The sequence below is a fragment of the Actinomadura sp. KC345 genome, from assembly GCF_004348515.1.
Classification (GTDB): domain Bacteria; phylum Actinomycetota; class Actinomycetes; order Streptosporangiales; family Streptosporangiaceae; genus Spirillospora.
The window spans coordinates 1-17,117 of sequence record NZ_SMKH01000157.1 but is presented as its reverse complement, the minus strand read 5'-3'; the positions used below and the strand labels follow the sequence as shown (position 1 = coordinate 17,117).

Below are 17,117 nucleotides of genomic sequence, written 5' to 3'. Positions count from 1 at the left end.
CACCAGGCCCGCCCGGACGCGATCGCCCTCAAGACCAAGGCCGAGGCCGAGGCCGAGGCCCTCGACTTCGAGGCCGACCTCCGGACCCACGACTCCGAACCCGAGGCCCAAGCCCACCACTCCGAACCCGAAGCCCACCACTCCGAACCCGAAACCCACCACTCCGAAGCCGAAACCCACGAAGAACCCGTACACGCCGCAGCAGGTCTGCAACAGCGGCGGCAGCGGCGGTGACTACACCGTGCAGCGATCCCTGCCGTTCTCCGGCGGGCGTGCCTACCAACTCTACAGCCGTAGTACCAAGCGGAATTGCGCGGTCACGATGAAGACCGAGAACGTCGGCAAGAGCACTCACGTGTGGGTCCGCCTGCAGGAGCGGAGCGGCGGGGAGGTCGGGAACGACAGCGGCACGTTCAAGTACTACGCCGGGCCGGTGTACGTGAACGCCCCCGGTATCTGCGTCCGCTTCTCCGGCGGCGCGTCCGGCGCGAGCGCGTCGTCCGGCTGGGGCAACTGCGGCTGACACCGGGAAAGGACGAGTTTTGAGCACCACCACGGCCGAGTTCGTCGCGATAACGGGTGAGGAGGCGGTGCTGGCGGCCGACGCCTTCGAGCGGATGGCGGCCGGCGTCGGGGCGGTGGCCCGCTGCGCTCCCGCGACGGTGCGGCTGGTCCTCACCGCGTTCGCCACGGGCGGGCACGTCCTGCTGGAGGACCTGCCCGGTATGGGCAAGACGACCCTGGCCCGCGGGCTGGCCGCGGTGACCGGCGGGACGGTGCGCCGCGTGCAGTGCACCCCCGACCTGCTGCCGTCCGACATCACCGGCGTAACGATCTTCAACGACCAGACCCGTGAGTTCGAGTTCCACCCCGGGCCCGTCTTCGCCAACGTCGTCATCGTGGACGAGATCAACCGGACCTCCCCCAAGACGCAGTCGGCGCTGCTGGAGGTCATGCAGGAGACACAGGTCACGGTGGACGGCAGGGCCCACCCCGTACCGCACCCGTTCCTGGTCGTCGCGACCCAGAACCCGGTCGACCTGGAAGGCACCTTCCCGCTGCCGGAGGCCCAGCTCGACCGGTTCCTGATGCGGCTGTCGCTGGGGTACCCGGGCGAGGAGGCGGAGCTTTCGCTGATGCGAGGCTCGGACCAGACCGCACCCGAGGACCTGGCGTCCGTGCTGGGCGGCACCGACTTCACGCGGCTGGCCGCCGCCGCCCAGCGGGTCGTGTTCGCCGATCCGGTGTACGAGTACGTGGTGCGGCTGGCCCAGCGAACCCGCCGGCATCCTCGGCTGCGGGCCGGGGTGTCGATGCGCGCGTCCATCGCGCTGTGCCGGGCGGCCCGCATGTACGCGCTGGCCGATGCCCGCGTCTATGTCACCCCGGAGGACATCAAGACCCTGGCCGGGCCGGTGTGGGGGCACCGGTTGGTGCCGTTGTCGGGCGCCGCCACGGCGCAGGAGACCGCGGTGCTCCTGGCCGATGTCCTGGCCGAGGTTCCGGTGCCGGGGCCGCACGGGACCCGGCGCTAGCCCATGGCAGGCGGCACACCCCGCCCCACCCGCCGCGGTTGGGGGCTGCTCGTCTCGGGGGCCGTCCTGGCCGGGGGCGGTCTCGGTTCGGGCCACCTGGCACCGGGGGCGCTGGGCGCGCTCGCGTTCCCGACCGTCGCGCTGGCCATGGCCCTGGCCCGGCCGCCCCGCGCCGCGCGGGTGCACCGCAGGGTCACGAACAGGCGGGTGCGCGCCGGCGAGTCGGTCACGCTCATCGTCGAGGTCGGCGGCACGGACACGGGCCGGGTGACCGCCGCCGAACGGGTCACCGCGTCCGCGGGCACGTTCGTCCTCCCGCTGGGCCCGGCCCGTGCCCGCACGCGTTACGAGCTGACCGCGCAGCGGCGGGGCGTGCTGGAGGTGGGCCCGCTCGCCCTGGTCCGCACGGATCCGCTGGGACTGGTGCGGGCCGCCCGGCGAGCCGACGACGAGCCCGTGCGACTGCTGGTGCACCCCCGCCACCACACGCTCGCCGCCCTGCCCGCGGCCGGTGCGGGCGGCCGGGACCCCTCGTCGGTCGCGACCCGGGCGACCGAGGGCGCGTTCGCGGGGTTGCGCGAGCACGCGCCCGGTGACGATGTCCGCCGGATCCACTGGCGGACCTCGGCCCGCCGCGGGCGCCTGATGGTGCGCGAGCACGCCGACTCCACCCGTTCCGGCGTCACCGTGCTCGTCGACGACCGGCGCGGCCCGGCGGAACTGGACGACCTCGCCGAGGTGGCGGCCTCGATCGTGCTGTCCGGCCCGGACCTCCCGGTCGAACTGCGCCTGGTCGGCGGCGGGCGCACGCCCGCGGCCGCCGGGGCCACCGCCCACCTGGACCTGCTCGCCGAGGCGACGGCCCGTCCAGGCGCGGACTTCGCGGCCGCCTGCGCACGGCTGCGCTCCGGTCCCGCCGGGCGCGCGATCGTCCTGCTGCCCGCCGGGACGGCCGCCGAGGACACCGCCGCGGCGCTGGGCGCTCTCGCCGCGCGGCGCGTACCGTCGCTGGTCGCCCTGATAGGCGCCCCTTCCGAAGCGGAACCCCCCGCACCGCCCCCCGGCGTGCGGCTCCTGCGCGCCGACACCCCGGCGGACTTCGCCGCCGCCTGGGACCGCGGGCGCTGGTGGACCCGGTGAACCGGGCGCGGGCCGTCCTCGCGGCCGCCATGATGAGCCTGGCCGCGGCGGCACCGGCGCCACTCCTCGCCGCCGGGTACGAGCGGCCGGCGCCGGTGGTGTTCGTGCTGGGCGGTACGGCGATCGCGGCGGTGGCCGTGACCTCGGCCGCGCACCGGCTGCTGCGCGGCCTCGGGCCCGTCGCGGTACCGGCGGGGCTGCCCGTGGCCCTGGTCGCGCTGGCCGCGCTGGCGGCCTGGTCCCCCGGACCGGTCGAGGAGCCGCTGCCCGCGGTGGTGGACGCCGTCCTGCACTCGGGTGCCCGCATCCTCACCACGGCCCCGCATCCGCCGGCGACCGTCGACCTGCTGGCGTTCCCGGTGCTGGCGGTGTGGCTCGCCGGGGCGATCGCCACCGTGCTGAGCCGTGACGGCCGGCCCCTGCCCGCGCTGCTGCCCGGCACCGTGCTCCTGTGCGGGGCCGGCGCGCTCAACCCGGAGGCGATTGAGCCCGGATACCGGTCGGCGGCGCTGCTCGCGGTCGCGGCGGCGGGCTCGCTGGCCTGGGCTCCGCGGGCCGCTCCCGATACCGCACGGGCCGGGTTCACGCTCCGGGTCCCGGCCCCGGCCGCGGGACGCGCACGGCGCGGTTCCCTCCCCCGTGTCGCCGCGGCGGGGGCGGCGGTGGCGTGCGCGGTGACCCTTCCCGGTGCCGGCGCGGCCGTCGCGGCGCCACGCGTGCTGGACGGCTGGCCGGTACGGGCGGAAGACCCGCGCAGGCAGAACGAGGCCCCCGGGAAACCGCGGGAGGTCCGCAATCCGCTGGCCTACCTGTCGGTGTGGGCGGCCCATCCCGACGTGCCGCTGATGACGGTGTCGGGTCCGCGAACGGATCTGCGGTGGGTCGCGCTCGCGGAGTTCACCGGACCGGTGTGGCTGCCTGACAGCACCTACCGTCCCGCGGGGCCGGTACTGCCGCCCGCCGAAGTGGAACCGCCGCGGACGAGGCGGACCACGGTGCGGGTCTCGGTCGGAGATCTGCCCGGCGACTGGGTGCCGGTTCCAGGCGCCGCCACCCGGGTGGCGGGGATCGCGATCGGCCACGACGCGGTCTCCGGCACGCTGCTGTCCCTGGACGGCCCGCTGACCGGACGGTCGTACACGGCGGCCGGGACGGTCCCGGACTGGCGCGGATGGAAGGGCTCGAAGGCCGCCGCCTCCGGAGCCGGGCACGGGCGCTACCTGCGGCTGCCGCCGGGCGCCCCGGCGCGCCTGGTCGACATCGCCCGTGCGGCGGCCGGGGACGGCACCGCGCACCGGCGCGCGTCCCGGATCGCCGAGTACCTGCGCGACTCCTACACCTTCGAGCCGGGCGCCCTGGGCGGGCACGGCTACGCCGAGCTCACGGACCTGCTGGTCCCGCCGGGCCGGAAGGGCGGCGGCGCCACCTCCGAGCAGTTCGCCAGCGCGTTCGCGGTCCTCGCCCGCGCCGCCGGGCTGCCGAGCCGCGTGGTGGTCGGGTTCGGGGCCGGGAGCGGTGGAGGCGAACGCGTGATCCGCACCGGTGACGCGGTGGCCTGGGGCGAGGTCTACTTCGAGGGCCTGGGCTGGGTCCCGTACGACCCGAACCCGCGGAAACGTTCCGCCTCGTCCCCGGACCCGCGCCCGGCGGAGCGGACCGGCGGCGAAGGTACGCACCGCGACGACGGAGCGGACGAAGCGGCGGGCGTCGGCGCACGCCGCGCCGGGCCGCCGGCGGACGGCCGCGGGTTCACCCTGCTGATCGTTCCCCCGCTGCTCCTGCTCCTCCTCTTTCTGCTGGTGGTGCCGTTGCTTCGGCTCCGCGGGCCGCGCGGGACGCGCCGGGGCGGGGCGCCCGAGCGGATCCTGGCCGCCTGGACGGAGCTTCTGGTGGCGATGCGGCTCGCGGGCCTCACCGTCCCCGCGTCGGCCACGCCCGCCGAGGTGTCGGCGCGGCTCGCGGAGCGGTTGCCGGGAACCGATCCCGCCCGGCTGCGCCGGCTGGCGGCGCTGGTGAACGCCGCGGGCTTCGGTGGCCCGGTCACGCAGGACGACGCCGCGTTCACGTCCGAGGGGGTCGACGCGCTGGCCACCGGGTTGCGGCGCTCCTGCCCGCTGCCGCGCCGCCTGTCGTGGTGGTGGAATCCGCGTGCGCCGTTCTGGTCGGCGTCCTCCGGCCCTTGTCTCAATAAACGGAATGCTGTCCCAGAAAGTTAGGAGGTCTCCCCGCCTTGTCAAAGCCCGGCCCGCCGCGGCACACCCCGGTGCGGGGGTCCGGAAACCCCGTGAGAGGGTCATTAAATGTGACGAATTACGCCCGTATGTATCGCTTCGGCATGACGCCCTGGGAGCGCTACGGCAAGTCCGCGTCGGACAGCATCGCCGCCCTGCTGGACCGGGAGGAGACCGAGCGCTCCCGTCCGCTCGGGCGGGCCCTCGACCTCGGCTGCGGCCGGGGCCAGTTCACGCCCGAGCTCGGACGCCGGGGCTGGGAGGCGGTCGGCGTCGACTACGTCCCGGCCGCGATCGAGGAGGCCGGGCGCCGGGAGGGGAACGGGGTCACCTACGTCGTCGGCGACGTGACCGACCTCGCGTCGGCCGACCTCGGAACGTTCGACTTCTTCCTCGACATCGGCTGTTTCCAAGGGTTCGGCACCGAACGGCAGCGGGCCGAGGGACGGGGCGTCACCGCGCTGGCCAACCCCGGCTCGACCTTGCTCATGTTGGCCTTCGGCCCCACCCGGCTGCGCTCCCGGATAGGCGGGGTGTCGCAGGCAGAGGTCGAGGCCGCGTTCCCGGACTGGGAACTGCTCGACGTCCGGCCCGCCGAGACCGCGGGGCTGGGCTGGCCGATGAACAAGACCTCGCCCCAGTGGTACCGCCTACGCCGGGGCACCTGACGCGGTTCGCGCGTCGGCGGGCCCGCCGAGCAGCGCGTCGCCCACCTCCGGAAGGAGGAGGGGCGTGCGGGCCACTCCGCCCGCGGCGACGGCGGCGGTGGCGATGGTGTCGCCGTCGAAGGTGAGGCGGACGGCGGCTTCGACCAGGGGCCAGTCCGCCATCTCGCGGGTGGTGGCGCGGCGGTAGGCGGCCCGTTCGGCCGGAACCGGCGCGGGCATCCCGATCGCCTGGAGGATCTCGCCGGGCTCCAGGCGATGGTCGCGCGTCGGGTCGCCGCCGTCCCCGTACAGGTCGGCGATGCCCAGCGGGGACCGGCCGTGGACCTCGGCGGTGGCGCCGTAGGCGAGGAGGGCGACGGCGAGCGAGGAGGGGTGCGGGGCGACGCAGGGGCCGAGGTCGATGGCGGCCGAGTAGAGGTGGGCACCCTCGCGGGCGGGGCAGGCGGCGTCCTCAGGCGTCGCCGTCAGTGACCGCGGACCCGCTTCACGCGAGGTTCCAGAGGCGGACGGTCCGGTCCCGGCCGGCGCTCGCCAGGGCCTTGCCGCCGGGGTGGAAGGCGAGCGCGTTGACGTCGCCGGAGTGCCCCGTGAGCGTGCGGGCGACCTCACCGGTGCGCACGTCCCACAGCGAGATCTCCCCGGCCATCGTGGCATCGGAGGCGGGGGCCGTGGCCAGGAACCCGCTGTCCGGGCTGAAGGCCATCGGGCCGGAGGAGTTCCCCATGCCGGAGAGCTCGCGGATCCTCCTGCCCGTGGCCAGGTCCCAGAGCAGGGCGGGGCCGGTGTCGCTGCTCCCGGCCAGGATGCGCCCGTCCGGGCTGACCGCGACCGAGTGGGCGCGACCCTTGATCCCGGCGAAGGTCCGGATGGTCGCGCCGGTGTTCACGTCCCACAGGCGCACACTGCCGCCGCCGCCCGCCAGCGCACGGCCGTCCGGGGTGAAGGCCAGCGACGCGCCGGCGTCCCCGGTGAAGGTCCGGACGCGCCCGCCGGTCGCGGCGTCCCACAGCATCGCGTCGCCCCCGGACGCGTCCGTCGCCAGGTACTTCCCGTCCGGACTGAGGGCCATCGCGACGATCGGGACGGGGTGCTCGGAGCGCCCGGCGGTGGAAATGGTGCCCGTCCTGCGGCCCGTCGCCGCGTCCCAGGTCATGACGCCCTCCGCGCCGGTGGTCAGGGTCCTGCCGTCCGCACTGAAGATCATCGCGACCAGCGGGTAGGCGTGGCCCTCCAGGGCGCGGATCCGTGCGCCCGTCGTCACGTTCCACAGCAGGACGGGCCCGTCGGCGCCGCCGCTGGCGAGGACGTCGCCCTTCGCGGTGAACGCCACGTCCGTGACCACGGCTCCATGCCCGTTGGCGAGCACGCCCTCGTGGATCGTCATGGTCGGGGTCGGGGCCGGGGTCCTGGGCCGCGCCTCGGCGCCGGAGTCGCGCACGGCCACGACGACCGCCGGGACGGCGACCGCGGTCACGCCGGCGAGCCCCGCCAGCAGGAAACGGCGGCGCGGCACCGGCGTCGGCCGCGCCGTCCCCGACCCGCCGGCGGAAGGTTCGGTGCGGGACGGGGGCGAGGGAGCGGGCGGAGGCGGCACGAAGGCCGCCCCGTCCGAGCCGGACAGCCACCCCAGCACGTCGGGGGCGGTCGGCCGGCCCGCCGGGTCCTTGGCCAGGCAGGCCGAGATCACTCCCCGCAGATCACCGGGGATCCCTCCCAGATCGGGCTCGGCGTTGACGATGCGGAGCACGATCGCCGGGATGGTGGCGGCGGCGAAGGGGCTGTGGCCGGTGGCCGCCCATGCGAGTACCGAGCCCAGCGAGAAGACGTCGCTGGACGGCCCGACCCCACCGGCGTTGACCTGTTCGGGCGACATGAACGCGTACGTTCCGACGACCCCGCCGGACTCGGTGAGGACACTCGCGTCCTCCATGCGCGCGACGCCGAAGTCGATGATCCGCGCCCCGTCCCCCGCCATGATCACGTTGCCCGGCTTGAGATCGCGGTGCACCAGCCCGCAGGCGTGGATCGCGGACAGCCCCTCGGCGAGCTGGGCGGCGAGCGCGCGCACGTTCTCGGGGGACAGCGGCCCGGCGTCCCGCACCAGCCGCTGCAGGGACGGTCCGGGAATGTACTCGGTGACCATCCACGGCGGCTCGGCGTGCGGCGCGGCGTCCACGACCTGCGCGGTGTGGAACCCGCCGACGCGCTGCGCCGCCGCGATCTCGCGGGCGAAACGGCGGCGCGCACTCGCGGTCCCCGCCAGCTCGGGCCGGATGACCTTCACCACCACCTCGCGGCCACCGGGCGAGGCGGCCAGGAAGACCTCGCCCATCCCCCCGGCCCCCAGCCGGCTCCGCAGCCGGTAGGAGCCGATCCGCTCAGGATCGTGCGGTCGCAGTGGGTCCATCGTCTCCCCTGAAGGCACACCGGAGAAGATCATGCTAGGGCCCGCGGACCGGGCGGTCGGCGGCACGTCACCCTCCGCCGACCGATCACCACGAAACGCCTCAGACGGTGAACGCCTCGACGAGCATCCAGACCGCCAGGCCCGCCATGCACAGGCCGCCGACGCGCTGGACGATCTTCAGCGGGACGCGCTTGGCGATGAACCTGCCCGCCAGCAGCGCCAGGGCCGACACCGACATCAGGGCGGCGGCCGAGCCGATCGCCGTCGGCAGCCACCCGCCGGTGGCGGCCAGGTTGGCCGTGGTGATCTGGGTCAGGTCGCCCCACTCGCTGACGAACACGGCCGTGAAGGCGGCGGTGTAGGAGGGCCAGAACCGGGTGATCCTCTGGCCGGCCTGGTCGTCCTCGTCATCGTCGTCCCCGCCGCGCATCAGCACGAAGGCGCCGAACGCGAACAGGGCGGCGGACACCAGCTTGACGGCCATGGCGGGCAGGAGGCCGAGCAGGCTTCCGGCGCCCACCGCGATCGCGACGTGCACGATGAACGCCGTGGACGTCCCGAACCACACGTACAGCGGGCGCATCCGCGTGCCCATGGCGAGCGAGGCGAACATCGTCTTGTCGGGAAGCTCGGCGAGGAAGATCAACCCGAACGCGGTGACGACCGCCAGAGGGTCCAGGGTCATGTGCGCAACCTTCTGCTGGGGCCGGGCCGCGTGCGTCGGTCGACACCCAGAAGGCGTCCAGGGGGACCACTCGGCCCGGCACGACGGTACGGCCCGCGCGGTCGCGCAGGCCGGGTCATGCCGTGGCCGAAGGTCTCGTCCACCCCCCGCACGGATGCGGCGGGCCCGGTGGCCGGGACGCCCGGAGGCGTCCAGCGTGTCGACCAGCGGTGTTACAGGACTACTCCCCTTCGCCGCCCCCGACTGTACCCGATGCGCCACGTCACGCGATGTGGCACCGGCCACGGACCGAGGGCGCGAACCCGCCCCGGGTGGCGGGCCCGATTTCAATGATTGGAAGCCAGGCCCTCCTCCAGTCGCCACAACCGCACGGTGTCGTCGTGGCTGCCGGTGGCCAGGAGCTTGCCGTCCGGACTGAACGCCACCGAGTTGACGCCATCGCTGTGGTCGGCGAGGGAACGGCCGATGGGGCGGCGGGAAGCCACGTCCCACAGACGCACGGTCTCGTCATCACTGCTGGAGGCCAGAATCTTCCCGTCCGGACTGAACGCCACAGAGTCGATGTTCTGGTGGTGGCCGGTGAGGGGGTGACCGATAGGGGTGTGGGTTGCCACCTCCCACAACCGTATGGTCCCGTCACTGGAGCCGGTGGCCAGGAGCTTCCCGTCCAGGCTGAACGCCAGGGAGTAGACGGAGTCGGTGTGGCCGGCGAAGGGGCGGCCGGCAGGGCGCCGGGTTCCCACGTCCCACAACTGCGCGGCGTCGTCATCGGTGACGGCCAGAGTTCTGCCGTCCGGACTGAACGCCACCCCGACGACGAGGCTGTGCGGGTCGGTGGCGATTCGGAGGCGGCCTACGGTCGTGCGGGCGGCCACGTCCCACAACCACACCGTGTCGTCATCCGAGACGGCCAGGAGCTTGCCGTCCGGGCTGAACGCCATTGAGTAGACGGAGTCGTTGTGGCCGGTGAGGGGACCCCCGACGGGGACGTGGGTGGCCACATCCCAGAACCGGACGGTGGCGTCACTGCCCCCGGCTGCCAGCAGCTTGCCGTCCGGACTGAACGCCACCTCGCCGACAGAGTCCGTGTGGCCGGTGAGGGGACGGCCTACAAGGCGGCGAGTGGCCGCGTCCCACAACCGCACGGTTTCGTCATTGCTGCAACTGGCCAGGAGCTTGCCGTCCGGGCTGAACGCCACCGAGCGGACGCCGCCGGTGTGGCCGTTGAGGATCTCACCGGTGGGGGTGGTGCTCTCGTCCCGGGTGGAGATGTAGTGCGCGGCGGGCAGGGCGGCGGCCAGGCCTGCGACCCCCAATCCGGCGCCGAGTCGGGTGAGCAGGCGGCGGCGGGTCAGGGTCCGGTGCGGCGGGGCAGCGACGTGAGTTCGCGTTGGGGCGTCGGAGCGGGCCGACGAAGGGGCCGGAGTCTGCGGGGGCGCCTGGCCGGGGGCGGTCGTGCCGGTTTCGATGGCCTGCCGCATCGCCGCGGCGTCCCGGTAGCGCTGCCGGGGATCTTTGGCGAGCGCGGTCGCCAGCACCTGGTCCCAGAAGGCGTCCAGGACCGGGTTCAGTTGCGAGGGCGGCCGCGGGGTCTTGTTTACGTGCTGGAAGAGCACGACGCTGTGCGAGTCGCCGGTAAAGGGCGGCCGGCCGGTGAGCATCTCGTACAGCACGCATCCGGTGGAGTACAGATCGGAGTACGCATCGGCGGCCTCGCCGTCGGCCTGTTCGGGCGACATGTAGGACGGGGTGCCGATCACCAGTCCGGTGGCGGTCAACCGGGTCGCGGTCTCCGACATGAGCTTGGCGATCCCGAAATCCAGCACCTTCACCCGCACCCGGCCGCCGGCGCGGTGGACCATGATGTTGGCCGGCTTGATGTCGCGGTGCACCACCTCCCGCCCGTGGCTGTGCTCCAACGCCTCCAACACCGCCACCACGATCTGCCCGGCCTCGCCGAGTGTGGGCGACGCCTCGCGCAGCAGATCGGCCAGCGTCCTTCCCTCCACCAACTCCATCACCAGATACGGGACCGGCTCTTCGCCCTCGGCGTCCTCACCGGTGTCGTGGATGACCGCGATGCTGGGATGCGACAAACCCGCCGCCGCCCGCGCCTCCCTCCGGAACCGGGCCCGGAAACCCTCGTCGCGCAGCATCTGCGCGGGCATCACCTTGACGGCCACGAGCCGATCCAACTGCTGGTCACGCGCCCGGTACACCACCCCCATGCCGCCCCGTCCCAAGGGATCCAGGAGCTCATAACGCCCCGACAGCATCCTCACCGCACCCTCCTCGCCATCCACCCACCAATCATGATCAGAACCCCGACGATCCACCAGCCGTGACCACGAAGCGACCGGACGGCACACATCTCGCACTAACGCGCGAAGGGGTCATCGCTTGTGCAATCGCTATCGATTGCTAGGCTTTGCGGCCATGAGCGCATCACCACCAGACCTCGATCAGGTGGCGGCGGCACTCCGGCAGGTCAGCCGAGGGCTCGCCGCCTTGGCCGATGCCATTTCCGGCGCCTCCCAGCACCCGGAGGAGGCCCGCTACCTCGCCGTCATGGCGGAGTGGGGGCGCCGCGGCCTCACCCGCGACGAGTCCAGCCGGCTGTTCCGCAAACACGGCTTCTCGCCGCAGGCCGCCGGCGGCTGGGTGAAAGGCGACTGGCTGGAGGTCCGGGACGACGGCAGGCGCTACCTCAGCGACCGGTCCCTTCAATGGCTGGCCGACCCGGAGGCAGACGATGAGCAGTGAGCCGTTCAGCGTGCGCTTCCAGGTGCGGGTGTACGAGGTCGACCCGCAACTCCACCTCAACGGCGCCGTCTACGTCCAGTACGCGGACCACGCCCGCTTCGCGTGCGTGCAGGCCGCGGGCGTCTCGGTAGAAGAGATGCTCAGCGACGGCTTCGGCCCCGTGAACCTCGAAACCGTCATCCGGTATCACAGCGAACTGCGAGCAGGGGACGAGGTCGATGTCTCCTGCGACTGGAAGTGGGGCGAGGGCAAGACCTACCGCGTCGAGCACGTCTTCCGCCGACCGGACGGCGCGGTGGCCGCCGAGGTGAACCACGTGAGCGGCCTGATCGACCTGAAGGCCCGCCGCCTGCTGACCGCCCCGTCCCGCGAATGGCTCTCCCGAGCCGCACAGCCGCACATCCTGGGACTCCCCGCGACCGACCGACCGACCGATGATTCGCGGCGGCGGCTACGGTCGACACGACCATGAACACCTTTGAGATCACCATCGCCGTCCCGACCGAAGACCGCCGGCGGGCGTACGCCTTCGCGCGGGCGCTGGGGTTCGAGACCCCGGGAGAACTCGCCGAGGACGGGGTTCCCGAGCCCCTCCAGGTGGTCGTCAACGAACGCGCACGTGTCATGTACATCCCGACCGGGGGGTTCGGCTGGGTCACCGCCGGCCGGGCCACCGCCGCCCCCGGCACCGTCGAGTGCCACCTGAGCCTTACCGTCGACTCGACCGGCGCCGTGGACGATCTGGTTCGCACGGCGGTGGAAGCCGGCGGCAAGGTCGCGACCGAGCCGGAGCAGCAGGAGTGGGGCTACACCGGCACCATCGCCGACCCCGACGGCCACCTCTGGGAGATCGTGCATCCCGGCTGACTGACGCCGAACCCACGCGGTCCCCCCGGTGCTGATCTTGTTGGCGGTGGGCGTCGCCGGGCGGGTACGGTGAGGATCATGGCGACGGGCAGTCTGTTTCTGTGACGCGCTTCCCGGGAGCGCGTCCCCCGACCGGTCGGTGAGACCGGGGGCCGGTGCTGCCTCGCGCTCCCCTCGGTGAACGAGAGTCATCTCTGCCACGACTGGAGTCACGCCATGTCCGACCTTTTCCAGCCCGCCGTCCTCGGGGGCCTCGACCCGGCCGCGCCGCTGGACGACCTCGAGCCCCTGCGCGACATCGTCGGCGACGCCCGCGTCGTCGCGCTGGGCGAGGGCTGCCACTTCGTCCGCGAGTTCACCGCCGCCCGTTTCCGGCTCCTCCGCTTCCTCGCCGAGCGCTGCGGGTTCACCGTGCTGGCCTTCGAGTTCGGCTTCGCCGAGGGCCGCCCGCTCGGCCGCTGGATACGCGGTGCGGGCGGCGAGGACGAGCTGCCCGGCATGCCGGGCACCACGTTCGCGGGAATGACCGGCGAGTTGGCCGCCCGGCTCCGCGAGCACAACCGGACCAGTGAGCATCCCCTCGACTTCGCGGGCGTCGATGTGCCGCAGGCCGGAGGGGCGCTGCGTCCCGCGCTGGAGCCGGTCGCCGACTACCTGCGGGAGGTCGACCCCGACGCGGTCTCCTTCGTGGAGACGGCGCTCCGTATATCGGACGAGTTCACCGGGGCCTCGATGGCGCTGGCCGCCCCCGGCTGGGGCAGGCTCGACCGGGCCGACCAGGACGCGCTGACCGCGGCCCTGGCCCGGCTGCTCCTCCGCGCACGCGCCCTGGAGCCCCGCTACGTCGCCGCGGCGGGGCAGGAGCGGTACGACGTCGCCCTGCGCGACATCGAGGCCGCCTGCCACACCGATCACATGTTCGGGACCATGAGCGCGGTCTTCGCGGGCGGCGGGCTGCCGCAGGACACGTCCGTCCGGGAACGGTTCATGTCCGCCACGCTCCAGTGGCACCTCGACCGCGCCGACCCCGACACCCGGTTCGTCCTGGCCGCGCACAACAACCACATACAGAAGACGCCGATCCACTTCGACGGCGAGCTGTGGGCCTACCCGATGGGGCATTACCTGGCCCGCGAACTGGGCGCCGACTACCGCTCCCTGGCACTGACGCACACCGCCGCCAGCGTCCCCGAGATGCTGCCCGACGACACACCCGGCACCGGCTTCTCCATCGCCGACACGCCCGTGCCTCCGCCGGAGCCGGACAGCGTCGAAGGCGCACTCACCCGGGCCGGTCTCGATGAGGCCGTCACCCTGACCGACCTGCGCCCCCTCGCAGGCGGCCCGTTCCCCGCCCGGATCCGCAGCCAGAGCAGCGACCTGGAAATGCCCGTCCCCGACGCCTTCGACGCCGTCCTCTGCACCCCGACCGCAACCCCCGAGGTAACACTCTCCTTCTAAGCCCGCCGCAAGACGATCACCACGAACATCGCCAGGTCGCCCCACGTTGACTTGCGGCGTGTTGTTGTTTTCGACGCGCTCATAACAACAACTCGCCGCAAGTCAACGCACGCGGTGAGCCTTGCCGGGCACCGTCCTGGTCGACTCGCCCCGGTTTAGGGGGTGGGACGGTCAGCGCTTCGGGTACCGCTTGACACGCTCGATCAGGTCGGCGAACTCCGCGACGGACAAGGTCAGGTGGCCACCGTCCGGGGCCTTGCTGTCCCGCACACCGATACCGGCCCCCGGCGCAAGTCGTCCCAGCTCAACGCACTGATGGTCATCAACACCGCCGCTATGACTGCTCTTGCGCCAATGAACGATCATGAGTACAACTCCAAGTACTTCTCGACGAGGGCGCGCGAGGCGTCTTCGGGGAGGGCCTTCGCACCGATACGTTCGAACCTAGTCGAAAAGTCCCTCACCTCGATGGGGCTCTCGATCAAGCGTCCGCCGTGTTGTGCCCCGGCGTAGGCGACATCCCGCTCTTCCAGGCATATGACCTGGAACGGGCCGTCGAACCACTGATGGGCACCCGCCTCAGTCGGCACAATCCGCATGATGACGTTCTGGTGGCCCGCCATGTCGAGAAGATGCTCCAGCTGGTACTTCATGACCTCGGGACCACCGATGGGAGACGCCAGAACATTCTCGTCCACAAGCATCCAGAGCGTTGGCACGTCTGGGCGCTCCAAGATCAAACGCTGCCGCTCCACGCGCATGGCAATCCCAGCCTCGATGTCCTTGGTCGACCCCGTTTCGAGGAGCGCGCGAATGTATCCCTCGGTCTGGAACGGGCGAGGTATCGCCTTCCCGTGGTAAGTCTTGATCGCGGTGGATGTCTTCTCGTACTCCATACACTGACGCGCCCAGTCCGGGTCGTGGGCCATTCGGGCAAACCAGAGGATCAGCTGAAAAAGTAGACCCGTCCCGTAGCGCTCGTCCAGCAGTCGCATTTGATCATCCTGAGGACGACGCCTCCCCGCCTCCAGGTTGGAAACAGTGGAGCGAGCAGCCCCCATGATCTCCCCACACTGGGCGAGCGACAGGTTCGCCTTCTCCCGCATGAAGCGCATGTAGAAGGCCAGGAACTGCCACATCGAGATCCGAGGGTCCAGGGGTTCACGGACGGGGGGCATCGCTTCTCCCTAGTTTTCAACCTAGGTGGGCACACCAATAGATTAGGCACCTCGGGTGATCCTTGCCGCAGGAAATCGGAATCTCGGGCAAGGACGGGACGATGTCGATGACAGCGACCGAAGAGTCGGTCATGCCCCTAATGGGCACACCGGCGGCAGTGGGGCTCGCACGCACTTTCGTGGACACGCGAATCCGCAAATGGGACTACTTCCACATTCTCGACAGCGCGCTTCTCGTCGTCTCGGAACTCGTCACCAATGCGAGCCGCCAGACGCCGCACGAGGAGATCCGCCTTCAGCTCAGCCGGGACGCCTACGGCGTCATCATCGCCGTCTGGGACGCGGCCCACGAACTCCCTCAGGCCAAGCCGATGACCGAGCTCACCCTCGACGACCTCGACCTGTCCGAGGAGGCGTTCGACGACAACGGCGGCTGGGGCCTCCACATCGTCCGGACCCTGTCCGCCACGTGCGGCGTCATCGGTGACCCCGCCGGGGGCAAGTGGGTCTGGGCACGAATCCGCCCGTAGCGCGGGGCCGCCGCCGGCGGTGAACATGGATGCTCAGCGATGGCTGGGCCCGCCGGTCAGTCGATGCCTTCGATGATGCGGAAGTCGCGCTCGACGCCGTCGGGGAGGGCGACCAGCGCCTTCTGGTATGCCTCGCTGTCGTAGGCCGCGACGGCCTGTTCAAAGCTGTCGAATTCGATCAGAACGACGCGTTGCGTGATTCCGGCCTCGTGGGCGACGACTCGACCGCCACGGGACGGGATCCGGGACAGGACGCGCCCGCCTCCAGCCTGGACGGCCGGACCGGCCAGCTCGTCGTAGGCAGTCAGCCTCTCAGGGTCGGAAATGGCGGGGTAGACACTCACCCAGTAGCCCTTGGCCACGGAGACCTCCTGTGTTCGGCCGGACACGTCCGACTTCGAATCGCCCCTCAGATCGTCGATCCCGGCGACGGGTACTGCGGACGGCTGAATCGTCGTATGCACAGGTTAGGGCTTGATCTGCGGCCGAGGGAAAGACCGGTACGGGATAGACTCAGAACGGATCGTTATCAATCGGCCGGGAGGGCACGTGGCGCCGGACACGGTGAGCCTGCGGTACTTCCTGGTGCTGGCGCAGGAGTTGAACTTCACCCGCGCGGCCGCACGGATCGGTATCGCACAGCCCGCACTCAGCGCCCGGATGCGCCGACTGGAGGCGGAACTCGGTACGGCCCTGCTGGTCCGCAACACGCGTAGCGTCGTATTGACCACGGCCGGTGCGGCTTTGGCGGAGTCCGCGCCGCCCGCGCTGGCGGCGCTGGACCGGGCATGGGACACCGCCCGGAGCGCGGCGGCAGGTGAACTCGGCACGCTGCGCATCGGATACAGCCTCAGCACCGGGTCCGAGACGGCACCGGCCCTGGTGGACAGGCTGATCCGCGGCAACAGCGGACTCGAGGTCGGCGCGGTCCCGATGGCGACACCGGAGATCTCCCCCGCGGTCGCCGACGGCCGCATCGATGCCGGGATCACCCGCGGTGAACAGCCGGGTCGTGGCGTGCGCCGGTTCCTGCTGCGGCGTTTGCGCGTCGGGGTCCAACTGGCGCAGCACCATCCGCTGGCCGAACACCCGGAGATCGAGATCGCCGACGCGGCCGCGTATCCGCTGCGACTCCCGGACCGTGCGGCCAACCCCGTGGTCCACGACCAGCTGTCCGCCCTGTTCCGAGACACCCGACCGCACCCCCGATTCCACACCCCCGCCGTCTCTTTCGACATGGATCAGCGCGACCTGCGCGACGGGGTCACCCTCGCCCCGGCCGGAGAAGCCGCGGTCACCGCACAACCGGCCGGTCTCACCTGGCGACCGCTGCGGGGCGCTCCCAGCCTGACGATCCACCTGGTCCTCCCGCGCGAGCAGTCACCGCTCCACCGCCGCCTCCGTGCCGTCGCCAAAACCTTGGCGCACGAGTTGCACTGGCTGCCGGACTGACGCGTAAGCCCCCTGCTTCCGGGCCTCCCGGTGGATCAGGTCACGCGAGGTCGATGTCCGGCGGGGCGTTCACCGCGCCGTCGCGGCCCTGATCCGACACGTCAGCGATCGGCCACCTGACGTTCACTTGCGCTTCGGGCGGGCTCGGCCGTCGGAGTCGTCTCCCGGTTTTATGATCATCTGTCCGGAGTGTGCCTGAC

Annotated in this window: 19 protein-coding genes; 12 read left to right on the top strand and 7 right to left on the bottom strand. The window is 72.1% G+C overall.

The genetic code is table 11. The features are described 5' to 3' along the window. The 6 genes from E1281_RS40440 to E1281_RS23890 all read left to right on the top strand — a co-directional run. The coding region (locus E1281_RS40440) for a hypothetical protein (RefSeq protein ID WP_207943449.1) at positions 1 to 234 on the top strand (234 nt) is incomplete at its 5' end. An 88-nt stretch (positions 235 to 322) separates the two neighbouring features. Next, the gene (locus E1281_RS23910; RefSeq protein ID WP_131881821.1) at positions 323 to 523 is read left to right on the top strand and encodes a hypothetical protein; all 201 of its coding nucleotides are present in this window, start codon (positions 323 to 325) and stop codon (positions 521 to 523) included. Positions 524 to 542: 19 nt separating this feature from the next. Beyond that, complete coding sequence (locus E1281_RS23905) at positions 543 to 1,535, top strand: AAA family ATPase (protein WP_243717323.1); 993 nt, start codon at positions 543 to 545, stop codon at positions 1,533 to 1,535. Between the two features lie 3 nt (positions 1,536 to 1,538). After that, the gene (locus E1281_RS23900; RefSeq protein ID WP_131881819.1) at positions 1,539 to 2,675 is read left to right on the top strand and encodes a DUF58 domain-containing protein; all 1,137 of its coding nucleotides are present in this window, start codon (positions 1,539 to 1,541) and stop codon (positions 2,673 to 2,675) included. Continuing rightward, positions 2,663 to 4,891, top strand: a complete 2,229-nt coding sequence (locus E1281_RS23895) for a transglutaminase-like domain-containing protein (RefSeq protein ID WP_131881817.1) — start codon at positions 2,663 to 2,665, stop codon at positions 4,889 to 4,891. The genes E1281_RS23900 and E1281_RS23895 overlap by 13 nt, the downstream gene beginning before the upstream one ends. Before the next feature lie 104 nt (positions 4,892 to 4,995). Next, positions 4,996 to 5,574 carry a class I SAM-dependent methyltransferase gene (locus E1281_RS23890; RefSeq protein WP_131881815.1) on the top strand — a complete coding sequence of 193 codons (579 nt, stop codon included), beginning with the start codon at positions 4,996 to 4,998 and terminating at the stop codon, positions 5,572 to 5,574. Here the strand turns inward: E1281_RS23890 and E1281_RS42850 are convergent. The 4 genes from E1281_RS42850 to E1281_RS23870 form a co-directional block, all read right to left on the bottom strand. Further along, the gene (locus E1281_RS42850; RefSeq protein ID WP_165959069.1) at positions 5,557 to 5,793 is read right to left on the bottom strand and encodes a hypothetical protein; all 237 of its coding nucleotides are present in this window, start codon (positions 5,791 to 5,793) and stop codon (positions 5,557 to 5,559) included. The two genes, E1281_RS23890 and E1281_RS42850, sit on opposite strands and share 18 nt — an antisense overlap. Positions 5,794 to 6,058: 265 nt before the next feature. After that, the gene (locus tag E1281_RS23880) at positions 6,059 to 7,981 is read right to left on the bottom strand and encodes a serine/threonine-protein kinase (RefSeq protein WP_165959071.1); all 1,923 of its coding nucleotides are present in this window, start codon (positions 7,979 to 7,981) and stop codon (positions 6,059 to 6,061) included. 100 nt (positions 7,982 to 8,081) lie between these two features. After that, positions 8,082 to 8,666 carry a TMEM165/GDT1 family protein gene (locus tag E1281_RS23875; protein ID WP_131881809.1) on the bottom strand — a complete coding sequence of 195 codons (585 nt, stop codon included), beginning with the start codon at positions 8,664 to 8,666 and terminating at the stop codon, positions 8,082 to 8,084. A 326-nt stretch (positions 8,667 to 8,992) separates the two neighbouring features. Continuing rightward, a complete protein-coding gene (locus E1281_RS23870; RefSeq protein ID WP_243717327.1) occupies positions 8,993 to 10,942 on the bottom strand; it encodes a protein kinase in 1,950 nt (649 codons plus the stop codon). Between the two features lie 160 nt (positions 10,943 to 11,102). On the opposite strand from E1281_RS23870, the gene E1281_RS23865 reads away from it, so the two are divergent. The 4 genes from E1281_RS23865 to E1281_RS23850 all read left to right on the top strand — a co-directional run bounded on the left by E1281_RS23865 (position 11,103) and on the right by E1281_RS23850 (position 13,757). Next, positions 11,103 to 11,429: a hypothetical protein gene (locus E1281_RS23865; RefSeq protein ID WP_131881806.1), complete on the top strand. Its 327-nt coding sequence runs from the start codon at positions 11,103 to 11,105 to the stop codon at positions 11,427 to 11,429. Continuing rightward, on the top strand, positions 11,419 to 11,901 hold the full coding sequence (locus E1281_RS23860; protein ID WP_131881804.1) for an acyl-CoA thioesterase: 483 nt from the start codon (positions 11,419 to 11,421) through the stop codon (positions 11,899 to 11,901). The genes E1281_RS23865 and E1281_RS23860 overlap by 11 nt, the downstream gene beginning before the upstream one ends. After that, complete coding sequence (locus E1281_RS23855) at positions 11,898 to 12,296, top strand: VOC family protein (RefSeq protein ID WP_131881802.1); 399 nt, start codon at positions 11,898 to 11,900, stop codon at positions 12,294 to 12,296. Before E1281_RS23860 ends, E1281_RS23855 begins: the two co-directional genes overlap by 4 nt. Positions 12,297 to 12,512: 216 nt before the next feature. Continuing rightward, entirely contained in the window at positions 12,513 to 13,757 is a 1,245-nt protein-coding gene (locus tag E1281_RS23850) for an erythromycin esterase family protein (RefSeq protein WP_131881800.1), read from the top strand. A gap of 171 nt (positions 13,758 to 13,928) precedes the next feature. Here the strand turns inward: E1281_RS23850 and E1281_RS23845 are convergent, their stop codons facing one another. Further along, complete coding sequence (locus E1281_RS23845) at positions 13,929 to 14,123, bottom strand: DUF397 domain-containing protein (RefSeq protein WP_131881798.1); 195 nt, start codon at positions 14,121 to 14,123, stop codon at positions 13,929 to 13,931. After that, positions 14,120 to 14,935, bottom strand: a complete 816-nt coding sequence (locus E1281_RS23840; protein ID WP_131881796.1) for a helix-turn-helix transcriptional regulator — start codon at positions 14,933 to 14,935, stop codon at positions 14,120 to 14,122. The genes E1281_RS23845 and E1281_RS23840 overlap by 4 nt, the downstream gene beginning before the upstream one ends. Positions 14,936 to 15,114: 179 nt before the next feature. Between E1281_RS23840 and E1281_RS23835 the strand changes: the two genes are divergently transcribed. Next, positions 15,115 to 15,465: an ATP-binding protein gene (locus E1281_RS23835; protein WP_165959070.1), complete on the top strand. Its 351-nt coding sequence runs from the start codon at positions 15,115 to 15,117 to the stop codon at positions 15,463 to 15,465. Between the two features lie 56 nt (positions 15,466 to 15,521). On the opposite strand, the gene E1281_RS23830 is transcribed toward E1281_RS23835, so the two are convergent. Then, positions 15,522 to 15,827 (bottom strand): DUF1330 domain-containing protein, encoded by a 306-nt coding sequence (locus tag E1281_RS23830; protein ID WP_131881792.1) that lies wholly within the window; start codon positions 15,825 to 15,827, stop codon positions 15,522 to 15,524. 187 nt (positions 15,828 to 16,014) lie between these two features. Between E1281_RS23830 and E1281_RS23825 the strand changes: the two genes are divergently transcribed. Continuing rightward, entirely contained in the window at positions 16,015 to 16,917 is a 903-nt protein-coding gene (locus E1281_RS23825) for a LysR family transcriptional regulator (protein WP_131881790.1), read from the top strand. Positions 16,918 to 17,117 lie beyond the last annotated feature (200 nt).

Excerpts from the sequence above, each read along its gene's own strand:
- E1281_RS23845 (WP_131881798.1), bottom strand. The coding sequence starts at position 14,123 with ATGATCGTTCATTGGCGCAAGAGCAGTCATAGCGGCGGTGTTGATGAC.
- E1281_RS23860 (WP_131881804.1), top strand. The coding sequence starts at position 11,419 with ATGAGCAGTGAGCCGTTCAGCGTGCGCTTCCAGGTGCGGGTGTACGAG.
- E1281_RS23880 (WP_165959071.1), bottom strand. The coding sequence starts at position 7,981 with ATGGACCCACTGCGACCGCACGATCCTGAGCGGATCGGCTCCTACCGG.
- E1281_RS23900 (WP_131881819.1), top strand. The coding sequence starts at position 1,539 with ATGGCAGGCGGCACACCCCGCCCCACCCGCCGCGGTTGGGGGCTGCTC.
- E1281_RS23855 (WP_131881802.1), top strand. The coding sequence starts at position 11,898 with ATGAACACCTTTGAGATCACCATCGCCGTCCCGACCGAAGACCGCCGG.
- E1281_RS23875 (WP_131881809.1), bottom strand. The coding sequence starts at position 8,666 with ATGACCCTGGACCCTCTGGCGGTCGTCACCGCGTTCGGGTTGATCTTC.
- E1281_RS23910 (WP_131881821.1), top strand. The coding sequence starts at position 323 with ATGAAGACCGAGAACGTCGGCAAGAGCACTCACGTGTGGGTCCGCCTG.
- E1281_RS23890 (WP_131881815.1), top strand. The coding sequence starts at position 4,996 with ATGTATCGCTTCGGCATGACGCCCTGGGAGCGCTACGGCAAGTCCGCG.
- E1281_RS23840 (WP_131881796.1), bottom strand. The coding sequence starts at position 14,935 with ATGCCCCCCGTCCGTGAACCCCTGGACCCTCGGATCTCGATGTGGCAG.
- E1281_RS23870 (WP_243717327.1), bottom strand. The coding sequence starts at position 10,942 with ATGCTGTCGGGGCGTTATGAGCTCCTGGATCCCTTGGGACGGGGCGGC.
- E1281_RS23850 (WP_131881800.1), top strand. The coding sequence starts at position 12,513 with ATGTCCGACCTTTTCCAGCCCGCCGTCCTCGGGGGCCTCGACCCGGCC.
- E1281_RS42850 (WP_165959069.1), bottom strand. The coding sequence starts at position 5,793 with ATGCCCGCGCCGGTTCCGGCCGAACGGGCCGCCTACCGCCGCGCCACC.
- E1281_RS23865 (WP_131881806.1), top strand. The coding sequence starts at position 11,103 with ATGAGCGCATCACCACCAGACCTCGATCAGGTGGCGGCGGCACTCCGG.